Origin of the sequence: Micromonospora sp. NPDC049230 (assembly GCF_040647875.1) — a bacterium.
In the GTDB taxonomy this organism is placed as follows: Bacteria; Actinomycetota; Actinomycetes; order Mycobacteriales; family Micromonosporaceae; genus Micromonospora.
The window spans coordinates 19,449-33,476 of the sequence record NZ_JBEZCZ010000052.1 but is presented as its reverse complement, the minus strand read 5'-3'; the positions used below and the strand labels follow the sequence as shown (position 1 = coordinate 33,476).

General features: G+C 71.6%; 23 protein-coding genes. 3 read left to right on the top strand and 20 right to left on the bottom strand.

Features of this window, described 5'->3' with window-relative positions; translation table 11 throughout:
* Nucleotides 1–2: 2 nt before the first annotated feature.
* The 7 genes from AB0A95_RS30635 to AB0A95_RS30605 all read right to left on the bottom strand — a co-directional run bounded on the left by AB0A95_RS30635 (nucleotide 3) and on the right by AB0A95_RS30605 (nucleotide 5,650).
* Nucleotides 3–443 (bottom strand): DUF6093 family protein, encoded by a 441-nt coding sequence (locus tag AB0A95_RS30635; protein WP_357559209.1) that lies wholly within the window; start codon nucleotides 441–443, stop codon nucleotides 3–5.
* A gap of 42 nt (nucleotides 444–485) precedes the next feature.
* On the bottom strand, nucleotides 486–812 hold the full coding sequence (locus AB0A95_RS30630; protein WP_357559208.1) for a hypothetical protein: 327 nt from the start codon (nucleotides 810–812) through the stop codon (nucleotides 486–488).
* A gap of 87 nt (nucleotides 813–899) precedes the next feature.
* The gene (locus AB0A95_RS30625; RefSeq protein WP_357559207.1) at nucleotides 900–1,541 is read right to left on the bottom strand and encodes a hypothetical protein; all 642 of its coding nucleotides are present in this window, start codon (nucleotides 1,539–1,541) and stop codon (nucleotides 900–902) included.
* Nucleotides 1,542–1,614: 73 nt separating this feature from the next.
* A complete protein-coding gene (locus AB0A95_RS30620; protein WP_357559206.1) occupies nucleotides 1,615–2,007 on the bottom strand; it encodes a hypothetical protein in 393 nt (130 codons plus the stop codon).
* A 4-nt stretch (nucleotides 2,008–2,011) separates the two neighbouring features.
* Complete coding sequence (locus AB0A95_RS30615) at nucleotides 2,012–3,214, bottom strand: Mu-like prophage major head subunit gpT family protein (RefSeq protein ID WP_357559205.1); 1,203 nt, start codon at nucleotides 3,212–3,214, stop codon at nucleotides 2,012–2,014.
* A gap of 17 nt (nucleotides 3,215–3,231) precedes the next feature.
* Nucleotides 3,232–3,597: a DUF2190 family protein gene (locus AB0A95_RS30610; RefSeq protein WP_357559204.1), complete on the bottom strand. Its 366-nt coding sequence runs from the start codon at nucleotides 3,595–3,597 to the stop codon at nucleotides 3,232–3,234.
* A 46-nt stretch (nucleotides 3,598–3,643) separates the two neighbouring features.
* On the bottom strand, nucleotides 3,644–5,650 hold the full coding sequence (locus AB0A95_RS30605; RefSeq protein WP_357559203.1) for a hypothetical protein: 2,007 nt from the start codon (nucleotides 5,648–5,650) through the stop codon (nucleotides 3,644–3,646).
* 181 nt (nucleotides 5,651–5,831) lie between these two features.
* Here AB0A95_RS30605 and AB0A95_RS30600 point away from each other — a divergent pair, with 181 nt between their 5' ends.
* Together AB0A95_RS30600 and AB0A95_RS30595 are read left to right on the top strand one after the other, a co-directional pair.
* Nucleotides 5,832–6,869 carry a DUF6884 domain-containing protein gene (locus tag AB0A95_RS30600; protein ID WP_357559202.1) on the top strand — a complete coding sequence of 346 codons (1,038 nt, stop codon included), beginning with the start codon at nucleotides 5,832–5,834 and terminating at the stop codon, nucleotides 6,867–6,869.
* 45 nt (nucleotides 6,870–6,914) lie between these two features.
* Complete coding sequence (locus tag AB0A95_RS30595; protein ID WP_357559201.1) at nucleotides 6,915–7,052, top strand: hypothetical protein; 138 nt, start codon at nucleotides 6,915–6,917, stop codon at nucleotides 7,050–7,052.
* Between the two features lie 40 nt (nucleotides 7,053–7,092).
* Here AB0A95_RS30595 and AB0A95_RS30590 read toward each other — a convergent pair whose 3' ends face one another.
* From AB0A95_RS30590 to AB0A95_RS30575, 4 genes are read right to left on the bottom strand one after another with little or no spacing between them, the layout of a single operon-like run.
* Nucleotides 7,093–7,257 (bottom strand): hypothetical protein, encoded by a 165-nt coding sequence (locus tag AB0A95_RS30590; RefSeq protein ID WP_357559200.1) that lies wholly within the window; start codon nucleotides 7,255–7,257, stop codon nucleotides 7,093–7,095.
* Between the two features lie 55 nt (nucleotides 7,258–7,312).
* Nucleotides 7,313–7,834 (bottom strand): hypothetical protein, encoded by a 522-nt coding sequence (locus tag AB0A95_RS30585; protein WP_357559199.1) that lies wholly within the window; start codon nucleotides 7,832–7,834, stop codon nucleotides 7,313–7,315.
* The gene (locus tag AB0A95_RS30580) at nucleotides 7,831–7,989 is read right to left on the bottom strand and encodes a hypothetical protein (protein WP_357559198.1); all 159 of its coding nucleotides are present in this window, start codon (nucleotides 7,987–7,989) and stop codon (nucleotides 7,831–7,833) included. Before AB0A95_RS30580 ends, AB0A95_RS30585 begins: the two co-directional genes overlap by 4 nt.
* Nucleotides 7,990–8,008: 19 nt before the next feature.
* Nucleotides 8,009–8,635 (bottom strand): hypothetical protein, encoded by a 627-nt coding sequence (locus AB0A95_RS30575; protein WP_357559197.1) that lies wholly within the window; start codon nucleotides 8,633–8,635, stop codon nucleotides 8,009–8,011.
* A 100-nt stretch (nucleotides 8,636–8,735) separates the two neighbouring features.
* Here AB0A95_RS30575 and AB0A95_RS30570 point away from each other — a divergent pair, with 100 nt between their 5' ends.
* Nucleotides 8,736–9,023, top strand: a complete 288-nt coding sequence (locus tag AB0A95_RS30570) for a hypothetical protein (RefSeq protein WP_357559196.1) — start codon at nucleotides 8,736–8,738, stop codon at nucleotides 9,021–9,023.
* A 30-nt stretch (nucleotides 9,024–9,053) separates the two neighbouring features.
* On the opposite strand, the gene AB0A95_RS30565 is transcribed toward AB0A95_RS30570, so the two are convergent.
* The 9 genes from AB0A95_RS30565 to AB0A95_RS30525 all read right to left on the bottom strand — a co-directional run bounded on the left by AB0A95_RS30565 (nucleotide 9,054) and on the right by AB0A95_RS30525 (nucleotide 14,017).
* Entirely contained in the window at nucleotides 9,054–10,130 is a 1,077-nt protein-coding gene (locus AB0A95_RS30565) for a phage minor head protein (RefSeq protein ID WP_357559195.1), read from the bottom strand.
* An 18-nt stretch (nucleotides 10,131–10,148) separates the two neighbouring features.
* Nucleotides 10,149–10,802: a hypothetical protein gene (locus AB0A95_RS30560; RefSeq protein ID WP_357559194.1), complete on the bottom strand. Its 654-nt coding sequence runs from the start codon at nucleotides 10,800–10,802 to the stop codon at nucleotides 10,149–10,151.
* Nucleotides 10,789–11,139 (bottom strand): hypothetical protein, encoded by a 351-nt coding sequence (locus AB0A95_RS30555; protein WP_357559193.1) that lies wholly within the window; start codon nucleotides 11,137–11,139, stop codon nucleotides 10,789–10,791. The genes AB0A95_RS30560 and AB0A95_RS30555 overlap by 14 nt, the downstream gene beginning before the upstream one ends.
* A 46-nt stretch (nucleotides 11,140–11,185) precedes the next feature.
* Nucleotides 11,186–11,635, bottom strand: a complete 450-nt coding sequence (locus tag AB0A95_RS30550) for a hypothetical protein (RefSeq protein WP_357559192.1) — start codon at nucleotides 11,633–11,635, stop codon at nucleotides 11,186–11,188.
* Nucleotides 11,632–12,645, bottom strand: a complete 1,014-nt coding sequence (locus tag AB0A95_RS30545; RefSeq protein WP_357559191.1) for a hypothetical protein — start codon at nucleotides 12,643–12,645, stop codon at nucleotides 11,632–11,634. The genes AB0A95_RS30550 and AB0A95_RS30545 overlap by 4 nt, the downstream gene beginning before the upstream one ends.
* Nucleotides 12,635–12,952 (bottom strand): hypothetical protein, encoded by a 318-nt coding sequence (locus tag AB0A95_RS30540; protein ID WP_357559190.1) that lies wholly within the window; start codon nucleotides 12,950–12,952, stop codon nucleotides 12,635–12,637. Before AB0A95_RS30540 ends, AB0A95_RS30545 begins: the two co-directional genes overlap by 11 nt.
* A 78-nt stretch (nucleotides 12,953–13,030) precedes the next feature.
* Complete coding sequence (locus AB0A95_RS30535; RefSeq protein ID WP_357559189.1) at nucleotides 13,031–13,321, bottom strand: hypothetical protein; 291 nt, start codon at nucleotides 13,319–13,321, stop codon at nucleotides 13,031–13,033.
* Nucleotides 13,321–13,785 carry a hypothetical protein gene (locus AB0A95_RS30530; protein WP_357559188.1) on the bottom strand — a complete coding sequence of 155 codons (465 nt, stop codon included), beginning with the start codon at nucleotides 13,783–13,785 and terminating at the stop codon, nucleotides 13,321–13,323. Before AB0A95_RS30530 ends, AB0A95_RS30535 begins: the two co-directional genes overlap by 1 nt.
* 4 nt (nucleotides 13,786–13,789) lie before the next feature.
* Nucleotides 13,790–14,017, bottom strand: coding sequence for a hypothetical protein (locus AB0A95_RS30525; RefSeq protein ID WP_357559187.1), 228 nt, complete (start codon nucleotides 14,015–14,017; stop codon nucleotides 13,790–13,792).
* Nucleotides 14,018–14,028 lie beyond the last annotated feature (11 nt).

Sequence of the window (14,028 nt, the reverse complement as noted above, 5' to 3'; positions counted from 1 at the left end):
GGTCACCCCTGGGGCGTGGTGGGTGGGTGTAGGTCGGCGCCGAGGTTGCGTTGCAGGATGACCGACGCGGTCGGGACCTCGGTGACGTACAGCCGCTGGCGGGGCAGCAGCGGGTCGTCGGCGTCGAGCACGTCGACCAGGTCGCCGCGCTCCGGCACCGCCCCGCCCAGATCGACCGGTACGCCCACCAGGTACGGGGCGGCGTCCACGTCCCGCTCTGCGGTGCTGCCCGCCGGGCTCGACCCTCCGCGGGCTTGGACCCGGGCCGCACCCTCGTAGTACGGCACCGGTGGCAGCCTTGGGGTCTTCCCGCTCACGGGGTCACGGATGCCGAGCCGCTCGGGCTTGGACAGCCGGATCCGGGCGGTCATCGTGCCGAGGACCGTCGGTTCGTAGTGCGGCCGCCAGCGCGGGTGGATGATCCGGGTGTGGCGTAGCGGCACCGCGTCACCCCCTGCCGTGTCGGCCTGGTCGGGCCGGACCGGTCATAGCTGGATGACGCCCCGGGTAACGCTGGTGGTCGAGGACCAGGTGATCGCGGCCAGCCGATTGTTTTCCGGGTCGGCGTACACACCGAGCAGGGGAATCGCCCGCAGCTCGTTGGCGGCGACCGTGACGGCGTTGTCGGGGATGGGCTCGAACGTCGCGGTGACGCCGGGAACCGCGATCGTCACGGTGATCGGGGATCCGCTGCCATTAAGGACCAGCAGCGCTCGATGGTTGCCGGGCTTCGCGGTGTCGCCCGCCGCGGCCGGAGCGAGTCCGAGGGCGATCCCGTCGGGGCCGGGCTGTCTGGCCTGGATCTCGGCCATGGTGTCTCCTCACGGGTGGCGGGCCGCGCCCGCGACGAAGTGCCCGCACCCCGGGCGGGGTGCGGGCTGGGCTGCATGGGTGGGTGGTTAGAGCCAGCCGCCGGGGGTGTTGATGTCCACGAAGTCGAACCCGTAGCTGTACGGGTCGGATGCCACCCCGTCGGTGACGTCGGCCTGGTCACGCAGCGACCGCGCCCGGGCCATCAGCTCCTTGGCGACCGCAGGCCCGTCCGTCGACAGATCCTGGGTCGTGATCTTCTTGCCGATCAGGGTCTCGCTCGTGGCGATTGTCTCGAGCGCGGCCGCGGCCCCCCGCTTGACCACCCCGCCCTCGATGGCCAGCAGCGCGCCGATCTCCTCGTCGGTGAAGAGGGGGAACGCCTCGTCGGTGTCGGTGATCAGCAACCGGATCATGCCGATCGGCATGACCGTGTTCAGGGTGATCGGTGGCGCCCCGGTGCGATCCCGGTTGACGAGGAACGTGCCGCCGGTCGCGCCGGCAGCAGCCCCGTCGACCGTGGCGGTCAGCCGGTAGCCGTACTCGCCGGCGGACGTGGGGGAGTACGACGCGCGCCAGGTGCTCGACCCGTTCGCGTGGTCGATCGTCATCGACGCTGGCGTCTGGTCGGGTTTCTGGACGGTGCCGGATACCACCACGGTTCCGGTGACGGTCAGGTCCCAGTCGACGGCGAACACCCCGCCGATCCACAGCTCACGCGGGTTGGTCATCTGCTTTCACCCCTCGCTGGTGTGGTCCTGGTGGTGCCCGTCGGCGCCGGCCGCCGCGCCAGCGCCGACGGGGTCATGCTCGGCCGCCGGTCTTCTTGGCCGGCGCCGTCTTACTGGCGGTCGCCTTGGTGGCCGGGCGCCGGGTGGCCGCCCGCCCGGTGGTCTTCTGGGGCCCGGGGGTGCTGTCCGGGCTGTCGTCCGGGTCGGCCGGTGGCCCCTGGGGCTCACGGAGCTGCACGCCTGCACCGCCTCCCTCCCCGCTGTCGGCTGCCGCGGTGCTGTCCGCCGGGGCGGGGAGCCGGTCGCGGATCTCCTCGAGCAGGCTGGCCTGTGCGGCCAACCGCTCATTCATCTCGTGGGCCAGCTCGGCGAGCAGCAGGGTCGCCGCGCTGGTCTCACGCTGTTGAGGCGAGAGACCAGCGCGGTCGAGCCGCTGCGCGAACGACAGCCCGTCGTCACGGGCCATCGGGTCAGGAACCCTTGCCGTCCGAGCCGATGACCATGCGGGAGTCGATGAAGGTGCCACCGAAGATGTGCTGCACCTTCTTCTCCGCCTGGCTGGAGTTGAAGCTCCACGGCACCTCGCCGCCGCCACCGATCCGCCGCATGTCGGGAATTTTCTCGAACAGGGCCGGCTGCTCGTAGCCGCGCAGGAAACCGACCTCGATGGCTGGGCGGGCCGAGCTGGTCGGGTTGGCGAACACCGCCCAGGTGGTGTCCGCGTTCGCGGTCTTCGCCACGACCGGCAGCCAGTAGTTGACCGAAACCCGCAGGTTCGCGGCCACACCGTTGCCGGAGATGATCGTGGTGTTGCCACCCTGCACGATCCGGTACTCGGTGGCATTGATGATCTCCTGCGCCTGCAGGGCCAGGCCGGGGCCGACGACCAGCTCGACCGCGGTCACGGCAATCGGGTTGCCCCGCTCGTCGGTCCGCTTCATCAGCTTGGTGATCGCGGCCTGCAGGGCGGTGCGGGTCAGCGCCGGGTTACCGGTGAGGATGTTGTCGTTCGGGCCGGTAAAGAAGGCGGGGTTCAGACCCGACGCGCCAGCCCAGATGGACGTGACGAAGTATTCCTCGCTGTCCACCGCCGACTGCGCCAGATCCTGCGGCAGCCGCGCGAACGCGTCCAGGTCATCGTTGACCATCGCCTCGAAGCTGAGACCGAAGCCGGCCTCGTACTTCTCGACGGCGTACTTGTACTCCTTCTCCTCGGTCGTGCGCCGCTCGTGCTCCGTCAACTCCGGAGTCTTGGTGAGCAAGCTCCGAACCCCGGAGGCGGCGAACCGCTTGACCTCCCTGAAATCGTTGACCATGCTCCGTCGGGCGTAGTTACGCCAGGTCGTCGGCGCGGCGGTGTACGCCCCGTAGAGCTGCCGGTCCAGGCTGTCGCCGAACAGGGCCGGGAACAGGTCGGTGCTCATGGCCTCGGCGAACTGGTGCGTGCCGCGGCGGCCGCGGATGATCTGCTCCACGAACGTCTCGGCCTCGAGGACCATGGTTTCCCACTGCTGCCGGCCGAACTGGCCGACGCCGGCCTGGCGGGTGGACGTGGCCACCGGGGACATGCCCCCGTTGCCGAACAGGGCGCGGACGTTGACCGCGTGCGCGTCGATGGCTTCCACGGTGGACGCGAAGTGCGTCTTCTCGGGGCGCTGGATGGTGATCGTCATGTTGGTGTCGGCCCCTTCTAGCCGTGGAGATCCACGACGACGGCGGCGGTGGCTCCGGACCCGACGGCCTCGATGGTCGTCCCGTAGCGCACGCCGTTCGTGTTGTCGCCGTTGATCTTGGGGGTGGCGGCGGCGTCGTAGTACACCGGCGCGTTGACGGTGAGCGCCGCGTTGCCGGCACCGTTCTCGCCCTTGACGGACAGCCGGTAGCTGCCGTTGAACTTGCAGCTAGCGCCACCATTGGAGTCCTGGTCGGTCAGCAGCACGCACGGCCGGTCGCCCACCAGGCCGGGGTCGCCGACCTTCCCGCCGGCCGCGGGCTGGGTCAGCTTCCGGTAGAGCTGGTCGCCGTCCTCGTGGACCTGGAAGTCACGAAGTGCCATCGGTCCCTACCTCTCTCTCTGTGTTTCTCGGGCCGATTCCGGGCGCTCAGAGGCGCCCGTTGGCGGCGGCCAGCGCGGCCTCCTTGGGCATGCCGCGCCGCTCGTAAATGGCGACCATGGCCTCTCGCGTGGCCTGGTCGACGGTGTCCGCCTCGGCGGTGCGCGTGGGGGCACCGAACGCGGCGGGGAGCGCACCCGCGGGGGCGCCCGTTCCGGCACCGATGCCGGCGCCCATGCCGGTCACGCGACCGGCGCCGTTGCCCTCGGCGAGCTGCGCGACGTATGCCGTCTCCGCCTTGATCGAGGCCTCGGCGAGCACCCGCAGCCGGGGCTCGTCCAGGGCGCGGGACTCGGTCAGCGGCAGCGCCGTGACCGGGAAGTCGGCCCGCACGCGGGCCTGTGCCGGCGCCGGCAGACCGGACTCGGCCAGCAGGCCGTCCAGGATCGGCGTGGCGGCCTCGCCGGCCCGGTAGCGGGCCAGCGCGACGCGCTCCTCGTCGCGTTCGCGGGTCACGGTGGCGAGCTGCGCCTCGGCGGCCTCGCGCGCCACGACCTCGGGGCTTTTGTCGCCCATGTCGTTCTCCCTCGTGGTGATGTCGGGCGCGGAGCCCGTTTCGCTGCCCACCGGCGGGTCGCCGGCGGTGGTCTCTGTGGTGGTGGTGCCGCCCTGGCGCACCGGGTCGTACACGGTGCGCGCCCGGACCTCGACCCGGTCGCCGAGCAGCTCCACCCGCCCGTCAGCGCCGATCTGGTACGACTGCTGCCAGGTGCCGGGCTTCCCGGCGTCGTCGCCCCCATGGCCGGTGTCGAACCAGACGAGATGCCGGTCGGGGTCGTAGTCGCGGGTCCAGCAGTAGCGGTCCCTGCCGCCGTACTCGGCCGCCAGGGCGTCGGACAGCGCCCGGGATTGCTCCTCGGCGGTGGTCTCCCGCACCCGCACGGCGGCGGCCTCGCTGGTCTCGGTCGCACCCTCCGGCGTCGCCCAGCGGCTGCGCTCGTAGAGCTGCGGCGCGTCACGCTCGACGCCGGCGACGAACGCGCCCAGGGCGTCGGCGATCCCGCCGGACAGCGCGATGCGTTCCTCCCGGGTGACCCGGCCTTCGCCGTACAGCTCGTCGGCGATCTGGGTGAAACCCAGGTGGATGCGGCTCTCGACGTACGCGCCCAGGGATCCGGACTCGCGCAGCACCGCGGCGCGGCCAGCCGGCGACGCCGCGGCCTCCCGGGCGGACTCGAGCAGCCCGACGACGCGACCACCCGCACCGGGCCGGGTCACGAAGTCGACCGACTGGCCGTACGTCAGCTCCTCGATGACGAGTCCGTGCCGGCCCTCGGCCTCGCCGTGGTCGCCGTGCCCTTGGCCGTTGATGCTGACGCCGATGTGCGGCCACGCCTCGGCGACGAACGTCTGCCAGGGCGCGAACACGCGGGCGGTGGTTCGCATGGTCACCGATCCGTCGTCCTCGCGAACGGCCCAGGGGGTCTCCAAGAACACTGCGGCCAGGGTGGTCAGGGACCGCTCCGGCTGCTCAGTGGCGTCGCTGGCCCGGGGGTGGTCGATGAACATGTGGGTGCCCTGGGGGTAGACCTTGGGCACGTCGCGCTCGAGCAGCGCCGGCGAGTAGTACCGGCTGCCCGAGGTGTTCCACCCGCTCCGGATCACGTCGATCACGTACGTGCCCCCGGCTCCCTGCTTGGCTTCCCGGATCGCCCCGCCGGTGGTCGCCTCGTGCAGCTCGACGCGCTCGGCCACCGCGGTGCTCTCGACGGTGGCCACTGCGCGGCGGTGGTCGTGGGAGCCGGAGGCGGTCACCTCGCCAGTGATGAACGGGGTGATGTCGACGCCGTCGAACTCGACCGAATGGACCCGGCCAAGGACGCGTTCGGTCGCGGAGTGCTGCGCCGCGCGGCGGGCGGCCTCGGTGTTGGCCCGGATCGCGGCCCGGTAGCCGGCCTGGACGCCTCGCTCGCCGGCGACGTCGCCGAGCTGGGGGCGCATGGCTGCCGGTCGTTCGTACCGGCCGGGGACGCGCGTCCTGCGCTTGTTGGACATGGTCAGACCTCCCGGTCGGTACGTGGGGGCCCCTCATTTCAGGGCGAGAAATGAGAAGTTGCGCAGCTCAAAGGGCCCGGTCGATGGAATCACGACCAGGGTTGTTGCGGTCTATTTTTCCGTCGTGTAACTTGACAGGTGTGGGGCCGGACACCCCGCACCGAGACGGAGGAAAACCGCGATGCTCGACCTCTTCGGCCCGATCGCCCCGGCCACCCGCCCGGCCCGCGCCACCTTCAAGGCGCACGCCCGGCCCACCGGCGGCATGTACTTCGGCGCCGACCGCGAGCCCGTCGGTGCCGGCCGGCTGGTCAACCTCCGCACTGCCGGCGCCCGGGTCCAGGTCCTCGACGCCACCACCGGCGAGCACCTCGCCGACCTGAGCGCGTCGGTCCGGTTCTGGATCGCCCCGGCCGTCGAGGTCGCCGTCGAAGACATCGAGCGCGCCCGCATCGACGCGGCCCACCTCGAGGCGGCCGTGCACGACTACATGCACTGGTCCTCGTCCGGGCGCAGCGCCGACGCGACGATCGCGCTGGTCTGGTCCTCGCTGCGCTGTGACTACTTCCGGGCCGCCCAGGCGGGGCGCGGCGCGCTGGCGCTGGCGCTGGCCGAGCGGCTCGCCGAGCTGCAGCCGGCCCACGACGCCGACCAGGCCGAGCGTGCCCGCGCGATGGCCGAGCAGAAAGCACGGATCATCGCCGAGCGTGCGGCTGAGGCGGCCCCGGACGAGGTCGTGATCGTGCCGTGCGGCGGTAAGAAGCTGCCCACCGCAGCGCCCGCCGGTGAGCTGTACGTCGGCAGCTACCACCGGGCCTGCCGCCGCGCGGCCGCCGCGAGGGGTGGTCGGCTGCTGATCCTCTCGGCGAAGTACGGCCTACTCGACCCGGCGACCGTCATCGACCCGTACGACCTGACCATGGGCCAGCCGGGCAGCGTCACCGTGGCCACCGTGCGCGGCCAGGCGGCCCTGCTGGGCATCCTCGACGCCCGGGTGACCGTGCTGGCCGGCAAGAAGTACGCCGACGTTGTGACGGCGATCTGGCCGGATGCTGACCGGCCGCTGAACGGCACGCGCGGCATGTTTCAGCAGATGGGCGCGCTCAAGGAGATCGCCACCATGCCGAAGCCTCGACCCCGGACCGTCCCGAAGCGCCCCGCCCGGGCCCACCGCCTGCTCGCTGAGATGACCGGGCAGCTCGAGCTGTTCGCCGCCTAGTTCGCTGCGACATAAGCGCGACACGGGCAGGTCAGGATTCGGGCCATGGACAACGAGACCGCCGAAGAACTGGCCACCATGCAGTCCGTGACCGATCTTCTCGCTCGACTTGACCCCGTCCGCCGTGCCCGGGTGCTCCGCTGGCTGGTGGCCCTCTTCTCTGTGCCCGAGCCCACGGGCTGACGCTGCCCGCCAGCGTCGCTGGCGGGCAGCGTGGTCGGCCCTACTTGCCCGAGGTGTCGCCCTTGGCGTCCTTGGTGGACTGCTTGGTGTCGGTGTCGGGGTTGGGCAGGTCGTCGCGCTCGTTGGCGTCCGTGATGCCCCGCTCCGCGGCGGGGGCCAGCGGAGACGCGGTGGTGTCCTCGAGCCGGTCTTCGTGCTTCGGCATGGCGTGATCCTCCATCTCTCGCGCCGGCGACGCCGGCGACGTCCCAGGGGTGGTGTCAGCCGTCACCAGGGAACGGCTCCCGCAGCGGCACGGTGAGACCGACCCGCTGCACCGCGTCGTATCCCCGGTCGGCCGCGATGCTGTTGCCGTCCTCGTCAGTGACGACAGTTTCGACGGTGAGCTGCCCGTCATGGATCTCGAACCCGGCACCGTCAGGAACCGTTTCGGGGTCGACGGCGTGCGCTCGCAGCCACGCGCATACGCGCTCGCGGGCGGCCTCGTTGTTGCCGGGGTACAGCCGGCCCGCCGCGGCGCGCCCCTCGTGGAGCATGTCAACGCGCGTGATCATCCGTTGCAGCACGATCGGCAGGCTGACCTGCTCGACCCGGGCGCGAACGGCGGCCGCGGTCGCGACCCACGCGCTCTGGATGACCGGGCCGATCCCGTCCCACTCGGGCATCGGCTCCCCGCGGACATTCAGCCCGCCGGTGGTCTCCCCGTACGCCGTGTACGCGACCCGGGCGTCAGCGACCTCCTGGGCGGTGTGCTCGGTGGGCTGCTCGTCGGGGCCCGTCACGGCGTGACCGTCCGGGCCTGGCAGACGTGGTCGCCCAGAGCGGCCAGCCGGAGGCGTTGCTCGAACGGGGACAGCACCGGCACGGAACCCCAGACGAACCGGGACAGCCGGCGGCGGATGATCCGGTGGGTCAGGCTGCGCGGAATGGTGGCCATCCCGTCCCCTCTCTGTCGATCAGCAGATGCACACATCCCCTATCTGCGCGGCCCGCCAGAAGAGAGCGCCCGGGGTCACGTACTGCGGCGGCCGCCCGTCTTTGAACAGGGGGACGCGTACGGCCCGGAGCACCTCGTCTACGAGCTGCGAACAGATCATCTGCACCGGATGCCTCGTGACCGGGTCGCGGCGGTTGACGTACCGGGCCAGCGGCCCCTGCGCGTTGGCGGCGTTCCCACCGGTCAGGGTGAGCGCGGCCAGCGCGGCGTACTGGGCGAATCCGTACGGTGTGCCGACCATTTTCGCGGCCGTGATCCCGGCCGCGGTCCGCCACCCGATAAGGCCGATCTCATCGGGTAGCCGTACGTACGCGTAGCCAGGGCCGATGCGGTCCCGCCCGGTGAGCACAACCCGGCGGGCGCCGGACGGCATGGCCTCCACGATCGCCGCCGACTCGTAGTCGGACTGGCTGACGATAAACGCGTGGGTGATCCACCCGGCGTTCTCGACGCGGCGGCCGCGCAGCAACGCCGCCAGGTCGATGGACGTCTGCCCGGCGAGCACGCCGGCACCGACCCGGCCACGGATGGACGAGAACCCGATGTCACCGGTCCGCAGGTCGGCGACGGACTTGATGGCCAGCACGGATGAGCCTCCCGACCGAGGTTGTTGCGTGATATTTTTCCGTCGTGTAACGTATGGCGTGCGGGCCGGACACCCGCCATTCCGAGACGGAGAGGACCCCATGAACAGCGACCCGAACCAAGCACCCGTGATCGATAGCGCGCTCGACGTTCTGCGCGACGAGACGGCACCCGTGGAGCGCACGATCGAAGCCGCGCGGGCGCTGCTGGACGCGATCCAGATCCGGGTTGGCGTCGATGACGAGCACCCCGACCGCATCGCGGTGACCCTGCACGGGCTCGACATCTACGTCGACCGGCAGGGATCGGACCGGGTGGTCGAGTTCGGCCGGGACGAGATGCCCGGCCTTTTGAGCGTCGACACCAGCCTCGCCGACCTGGTCGAGTAGCACCGCCCACCGATAGCCGCCCGCCGCCTGCTACACCTGGTGGCGGGCGGCTATCGCCTGCAGCTCCCGCACGGGCCGGGGGACGTACGAGCGACGCCATGCCTGGCTGTCGCGGCTGGTGGCCAGGTCGGCCCAGGTGATCTGCCCGCTGTTGAGCAGCTCCAGGCGGGCCGGGCCCATCACAGAGAGCTGGTCGGCGCGGGGGAGCGCGGCGAACACCTTCTGCGCGTCCGGGGTAGCGTCCTGGCCCTCGACGCCCGGGATGCCCATCTCGGCCCACGACTTGACCCGTGGCATCCGCGCGCACCGGCCCTGTTGGTGGTCGTCGGGCCCGCGCTCATCGAGCGGGTGGTGGGTGCCGTGCATGGCCCAGCAGGACGGGCAGGTGCGACCGTCCAGAGTGGAGATCCACGTCCATCCGGCGAGCACGGCCGAGTTGGCGTGGTGCACTGCGGCGGACGTGTCCCGGTAGGCGTCGAGCATCTCCGTCCGGGCGATCACCATGGCCCGCGCCAGTCCGCCGTTGAAGGCACCCTCGACCTGGTCGACCATCGACCGGGCTGCCTCGGTCGGGTGCGCCCCGGTGGCCACCCCGCTGATCAGCGCCCGCCGCATCGCCTGGGTGGCGTCCTCGGTCAGCGACCAGGTGGAGGAGTGGATCTGCGACCGGGCCCGGACGGCGATTGCCTCGAGCGCGCTGGGCAGGATCCGCGCCGCGTACGTGTGCACCGCAGTCGCGGCGGCCGCGGCGGGGAGCTGCGACGCCATGAGTACCGGCTCCGCCGTAGCGGTCGCTGCGACGACTTCGGTCGCGCCGGCACCGATGGTGGTGTTCGTCGTGGTGGTCAGCGCGGCGAGCGCCGCGGCGGTCTGCTGCTGCGCGGCGGCCAGCCGGTCGATGCGGGCGAGCTGCCACGGCGCCGGCCACCGGTCGCCGGCGGCGTACAGGGCGACGACCTGGTCGACGGCGGCCCGCCACTCGGCGTCGAGGACGTCCCACGCGTTGACCCACGCCGCGGTGAGCTGCCGTACGGTGTCGTCGGTCTGGTCGCCGACGTCGGCGCGCAGAGCACGGAGCAGCCACAGGGTCCGGCGGGTGACAGCCACCGTGGCCACCTCCCGGGGTTACAGGCACAGGCGCAGCAGCGGCACGCACACGTCGAGCAGGTCGTTGGGCTGGTCTGCCGGTGGTGCCTGGGTGGCCGGCGGTGCCGGCGACGGCACTGGTGCTGGCCGTCCTGGTGCACCCGGCGGCCCAGCCGGCCCAGCCGGACCGGTCGGCCCGGCCACCCTGCCGGATCCCGACGGCCCGCGCTGCCCGTTCGTCGGTGCGCGGCCCGTGGCCCCGCCAGTCGGCGTGGCCGGGCGGGGGCGTGCCGATGGTGTGGGGGAGGGCGGCCCGGGCGCGGCGGTGGGCCCGCCGGTGCACCCGTACCGGCGGCGCATGTCCTCCACCTCGGCGTCACGCGGTCGGACCCGGTCGACGACCACGCACAGGTCCCGGCGGGTCTGCTCGAGTTGCTTGTCGCGCTCACCGTCGGCGGCGAGGTTCGTCTCTCGCCGCTGCGCCAGGTATTCCTCCAGCGCCGCGACCCGCCGCTCGGTGACCACGTTCGACAGTTGGTAGGCGATCACCGCGCCAGCGACGCTGCACACCAGCGGCAGGACCGCGTACAGGATGAGGATCTTGGCGAGTTGTCGGCGAGGGTGCCGCAGCACCAGCCCCGGCTCGTCGGTCAGTACCGGGTGGGGCGGGGCCGCGCCGTCATGCCTGGCCATCGCCGGCCCCTTCCCCGAGTAGGTCGTCCGGATCATGTCCGGCACGCATCACTTCGAGCCGCAACTCGACGTACAACTCCCGGTACCGGTCTCGGTCGTCTTTGAACCGGTCCCGGTCGGCGGTCAGCACGTCGTTGCGGGCCTGCAGCGCCAGGTTGCGCGCCTCCAGCGCCAGGTTGCGGGCCTCTTCCTTTTCCAGCCGGTCATCGACGCGCTTGTCGAGGTTCGCGGCCCGCTGGGCGCTCGTCGTTCGCATCGTGCCCGCGAGACCCACGACCGCCGCCGTCACCGACGCGATCAAGGCCAGCGCCCCCGCCACGTACGTGATGGCCGGCACGTCCCCACTTGCTGCGGCCGTAACCGCTAGGACCGGCCACACTCATCTACCCCCCTCGGGCTATCCGCTCGGCCGGAGTGGTGCGCGCCAGGATCAGCAGCACGACGGCGATCGCCGCGAGCTTGCCCGGCGCGCCCCACGCGAGGATCTGCCAGTGCACCCACCAGGCGCCGACGATCCCCGCAGCCCAACCCGTGTACCAGGCGGCGAGCAGGGACAGGCACACCCGCAGCAGCCGGTAGCCGTGCAACCCTTCGCCGGCCTGGTAACGGCCGAGGGCGTACGCCGTGAGGCCGAGCAGGACCAGCAGCGCCGGCCCGTACGCCCGCATCCCCCACGGTGTCGCCACCCGCAGCACGTCGTACGACGGCGAGGCGTACGCGCTGTCGCCGATCAGCAACCCGATCGCGTCCCACCCCGCCACCAGGGTCAGCATCGTCAGGACCAGCGCCCGCCAGGACGCCTGGGCGACGGCCCGGCGCTGCCGGTCGGTCACGTGTCTGCGCGGACCTGCGCGGCGCCACCCTCGCCGAGGTCCGCCACCGCGTCCCGCGTCTCCGCCCGCATCGTCTGCACGGCGTCGGCGACCACGGCATCCACCCCAGCCAGGATCCGGGCGGAGTCGACGTTGCCGCCGCCGGCTTGGACCTGCTGGAGCAGACCCTCCAGCGCCGACCGCATCGCCGCGTTGGTGAGCTGCTGCTCCCGGAAGAAGTCGGCGACGAATGCGCCCGAGCCGCCCGGACCGGCAACCATCGCGAACAGCAGGTCGGCCAACCGCTTCACCAGCGGCTCGACCGGCCCGAGCTTGCCGTTGGCGTCGCGGATCGCGAACCCCTTGTAGTCGGCGTTCAGCATCCAGTCGGCGAGCTGGGCGGCCCGCTCCAGCCACTTCGCCTGGGCGCCTTCTAGCTGCCCCATGTCGTCGTCCTCTCCTTGTCCGATACTGGCCAGCCACTGCGCGGCCGACTCGCCCTTGACCATCGAGATGAACGCCCGCGCGGCCGTCCATGCCTCTTGCTCGTTGCGGTTGACGTCCACGTACGCCCGCGGCTGGTCCTCGTGGCTGTGCCATTCGTGGTCCTTGCTGGCGGTGCTGTTCGTGTTCGCCTGGAAGTCGAGTCGGCGGGGCGAGTGCCCGGTGATGCCGTCCCACACGTTGATCGCGTTGAGGTACCGCCGACGCGGATCGCTGCGGTTGTTGTAGACCGCGAGCGCCCGGCCGTAGAGCTTCTTCATGTCGGCCCGGGACAACGACATGTCCACCGCGGCGCCGTACTTCTTACCCTTCGCGGTGACTGGCGGCGCCTTGTCCAAGGGCCGCGAGTTGGAGTAGTCACCGCCGTTGCCGTACCGGATCAGATCCTCGATCGACGGGTGGTAGCCGCCGTTCTTCTTGTGCCGCTCGTCGGGCACGATCCCGGACAGCACTGCCGAGGCGTAGCCGCTGCGGTTCTCCCACTCGTCGGCGAGCCAGCGGGTCGGGGGTGCAACCTCAGTCGCCATCGGCCGCCCCCTCGTCGTCAGCGCCGACCCAGGGGGCGGCGAGCACGTCGTAGAACGGTTCCGCGGCTGCTCGGTACCGGGAGTCGCCCGGCCCGTCCGCCGGGCCGTCCTGCACTGGCATCGGCTCCTCGCTGCGCGCCTTGAACCGGTCGCCGGTCCAGTCGTACAACCAGCAGCAGCCGTTGGGCTTGTCGACCAGCAGGAACCCCTGCGGGAACCGGGACGCGAGCGCCTGCCCGTCGAGCGGTCCGCCGGAGCACACCCCCTGGTGTCCACCGTCGAGCGTGTCCGGATCTTGTTCTGTCACCCCGGGTCCTCCCTTGGGCACGGTGAAGGCCACCACCCCGCCCGGGGTGGTGGCCTCGATTGGTTGGCCTTGCCGGTCTCAGCTCGCCGGCGTGCACGGCCCTTCGTCGTCGTCCAGGGCGCGATCGTCGATGGTGTAGGTCATGCCGCCGCCGGTGCCGTCGTGTGGCTTGTCCGTGGCCACCAGTGCCCCCGGCGGCCACCACGACGGGTAGTCCGGGCCACTGCCGACGGGTACCGCGACGCGCCCCTCGAACCATGGACGGCCGTCGTGCAGCACCGCCCCGCACGGGACGCACCGCTGGACGTGGTCGTCGCCGGGCTCGCCGGCGACGTGCACGACGAACACCAGAGCGGACGGGCGACCCATCAGTGCCCCTTTCCCGGTGGCGCGCCGAGGGCGGCCTGGTGGTACGTGTTGCACAGACCCTCGGGGTCGGTGACGTACTTCGCCAGGTGCCGCACGCACTTCTTAAAATCGCCGTCGGTGCCCCACCCGATCTTCGCGGCGCCCTTCCCGTGCACCCAGTAGGCGCGCAGCTTCCGGTCGCTGCCGGCCTCCCGCAGGTCGAGCAGCACGTTCGGCACCGGCGGCACCCAATCGGCCTCCAGGACGACCGGGGCGGCGTCCAGGCGGACCCGCCCGTCGGTCCACCCGTCCAGCTCGTCGACCAGAGACAGCGGGGACAACCCGCGGGCGGTGTACGCCTCGGCCAGCGCGTCGAGCACCGGTGTGGCTTCCCCGGTCACGTAGACCGGTGGGCGGCCGGGGTTGATGCCGATGGTGTCCAGGGTGATGCCGGTCGCGGCGTCCACCAGTTTCATCGTCTCCACGCCCTCACCCCTCCGGCTGGTCGGCGGCGGCCTCTCCGGGGGGACCGATGACGATGTATCCGTTGGTCCACCCGTTGAGCGCGGCGAAGACCTCATCGTCGGTGGCCTTGTCGCCGAGCGCCGCCCAGCGGCCCATGACTATGTCCTGGGCGGCGCCGGTGCTGTAGCTCCACTGGCCATCGCTGTCGAGGGTGATCCGTTCCAACTCGCGGCCACTGGCAACGGCCGTCACCACCAACGTCC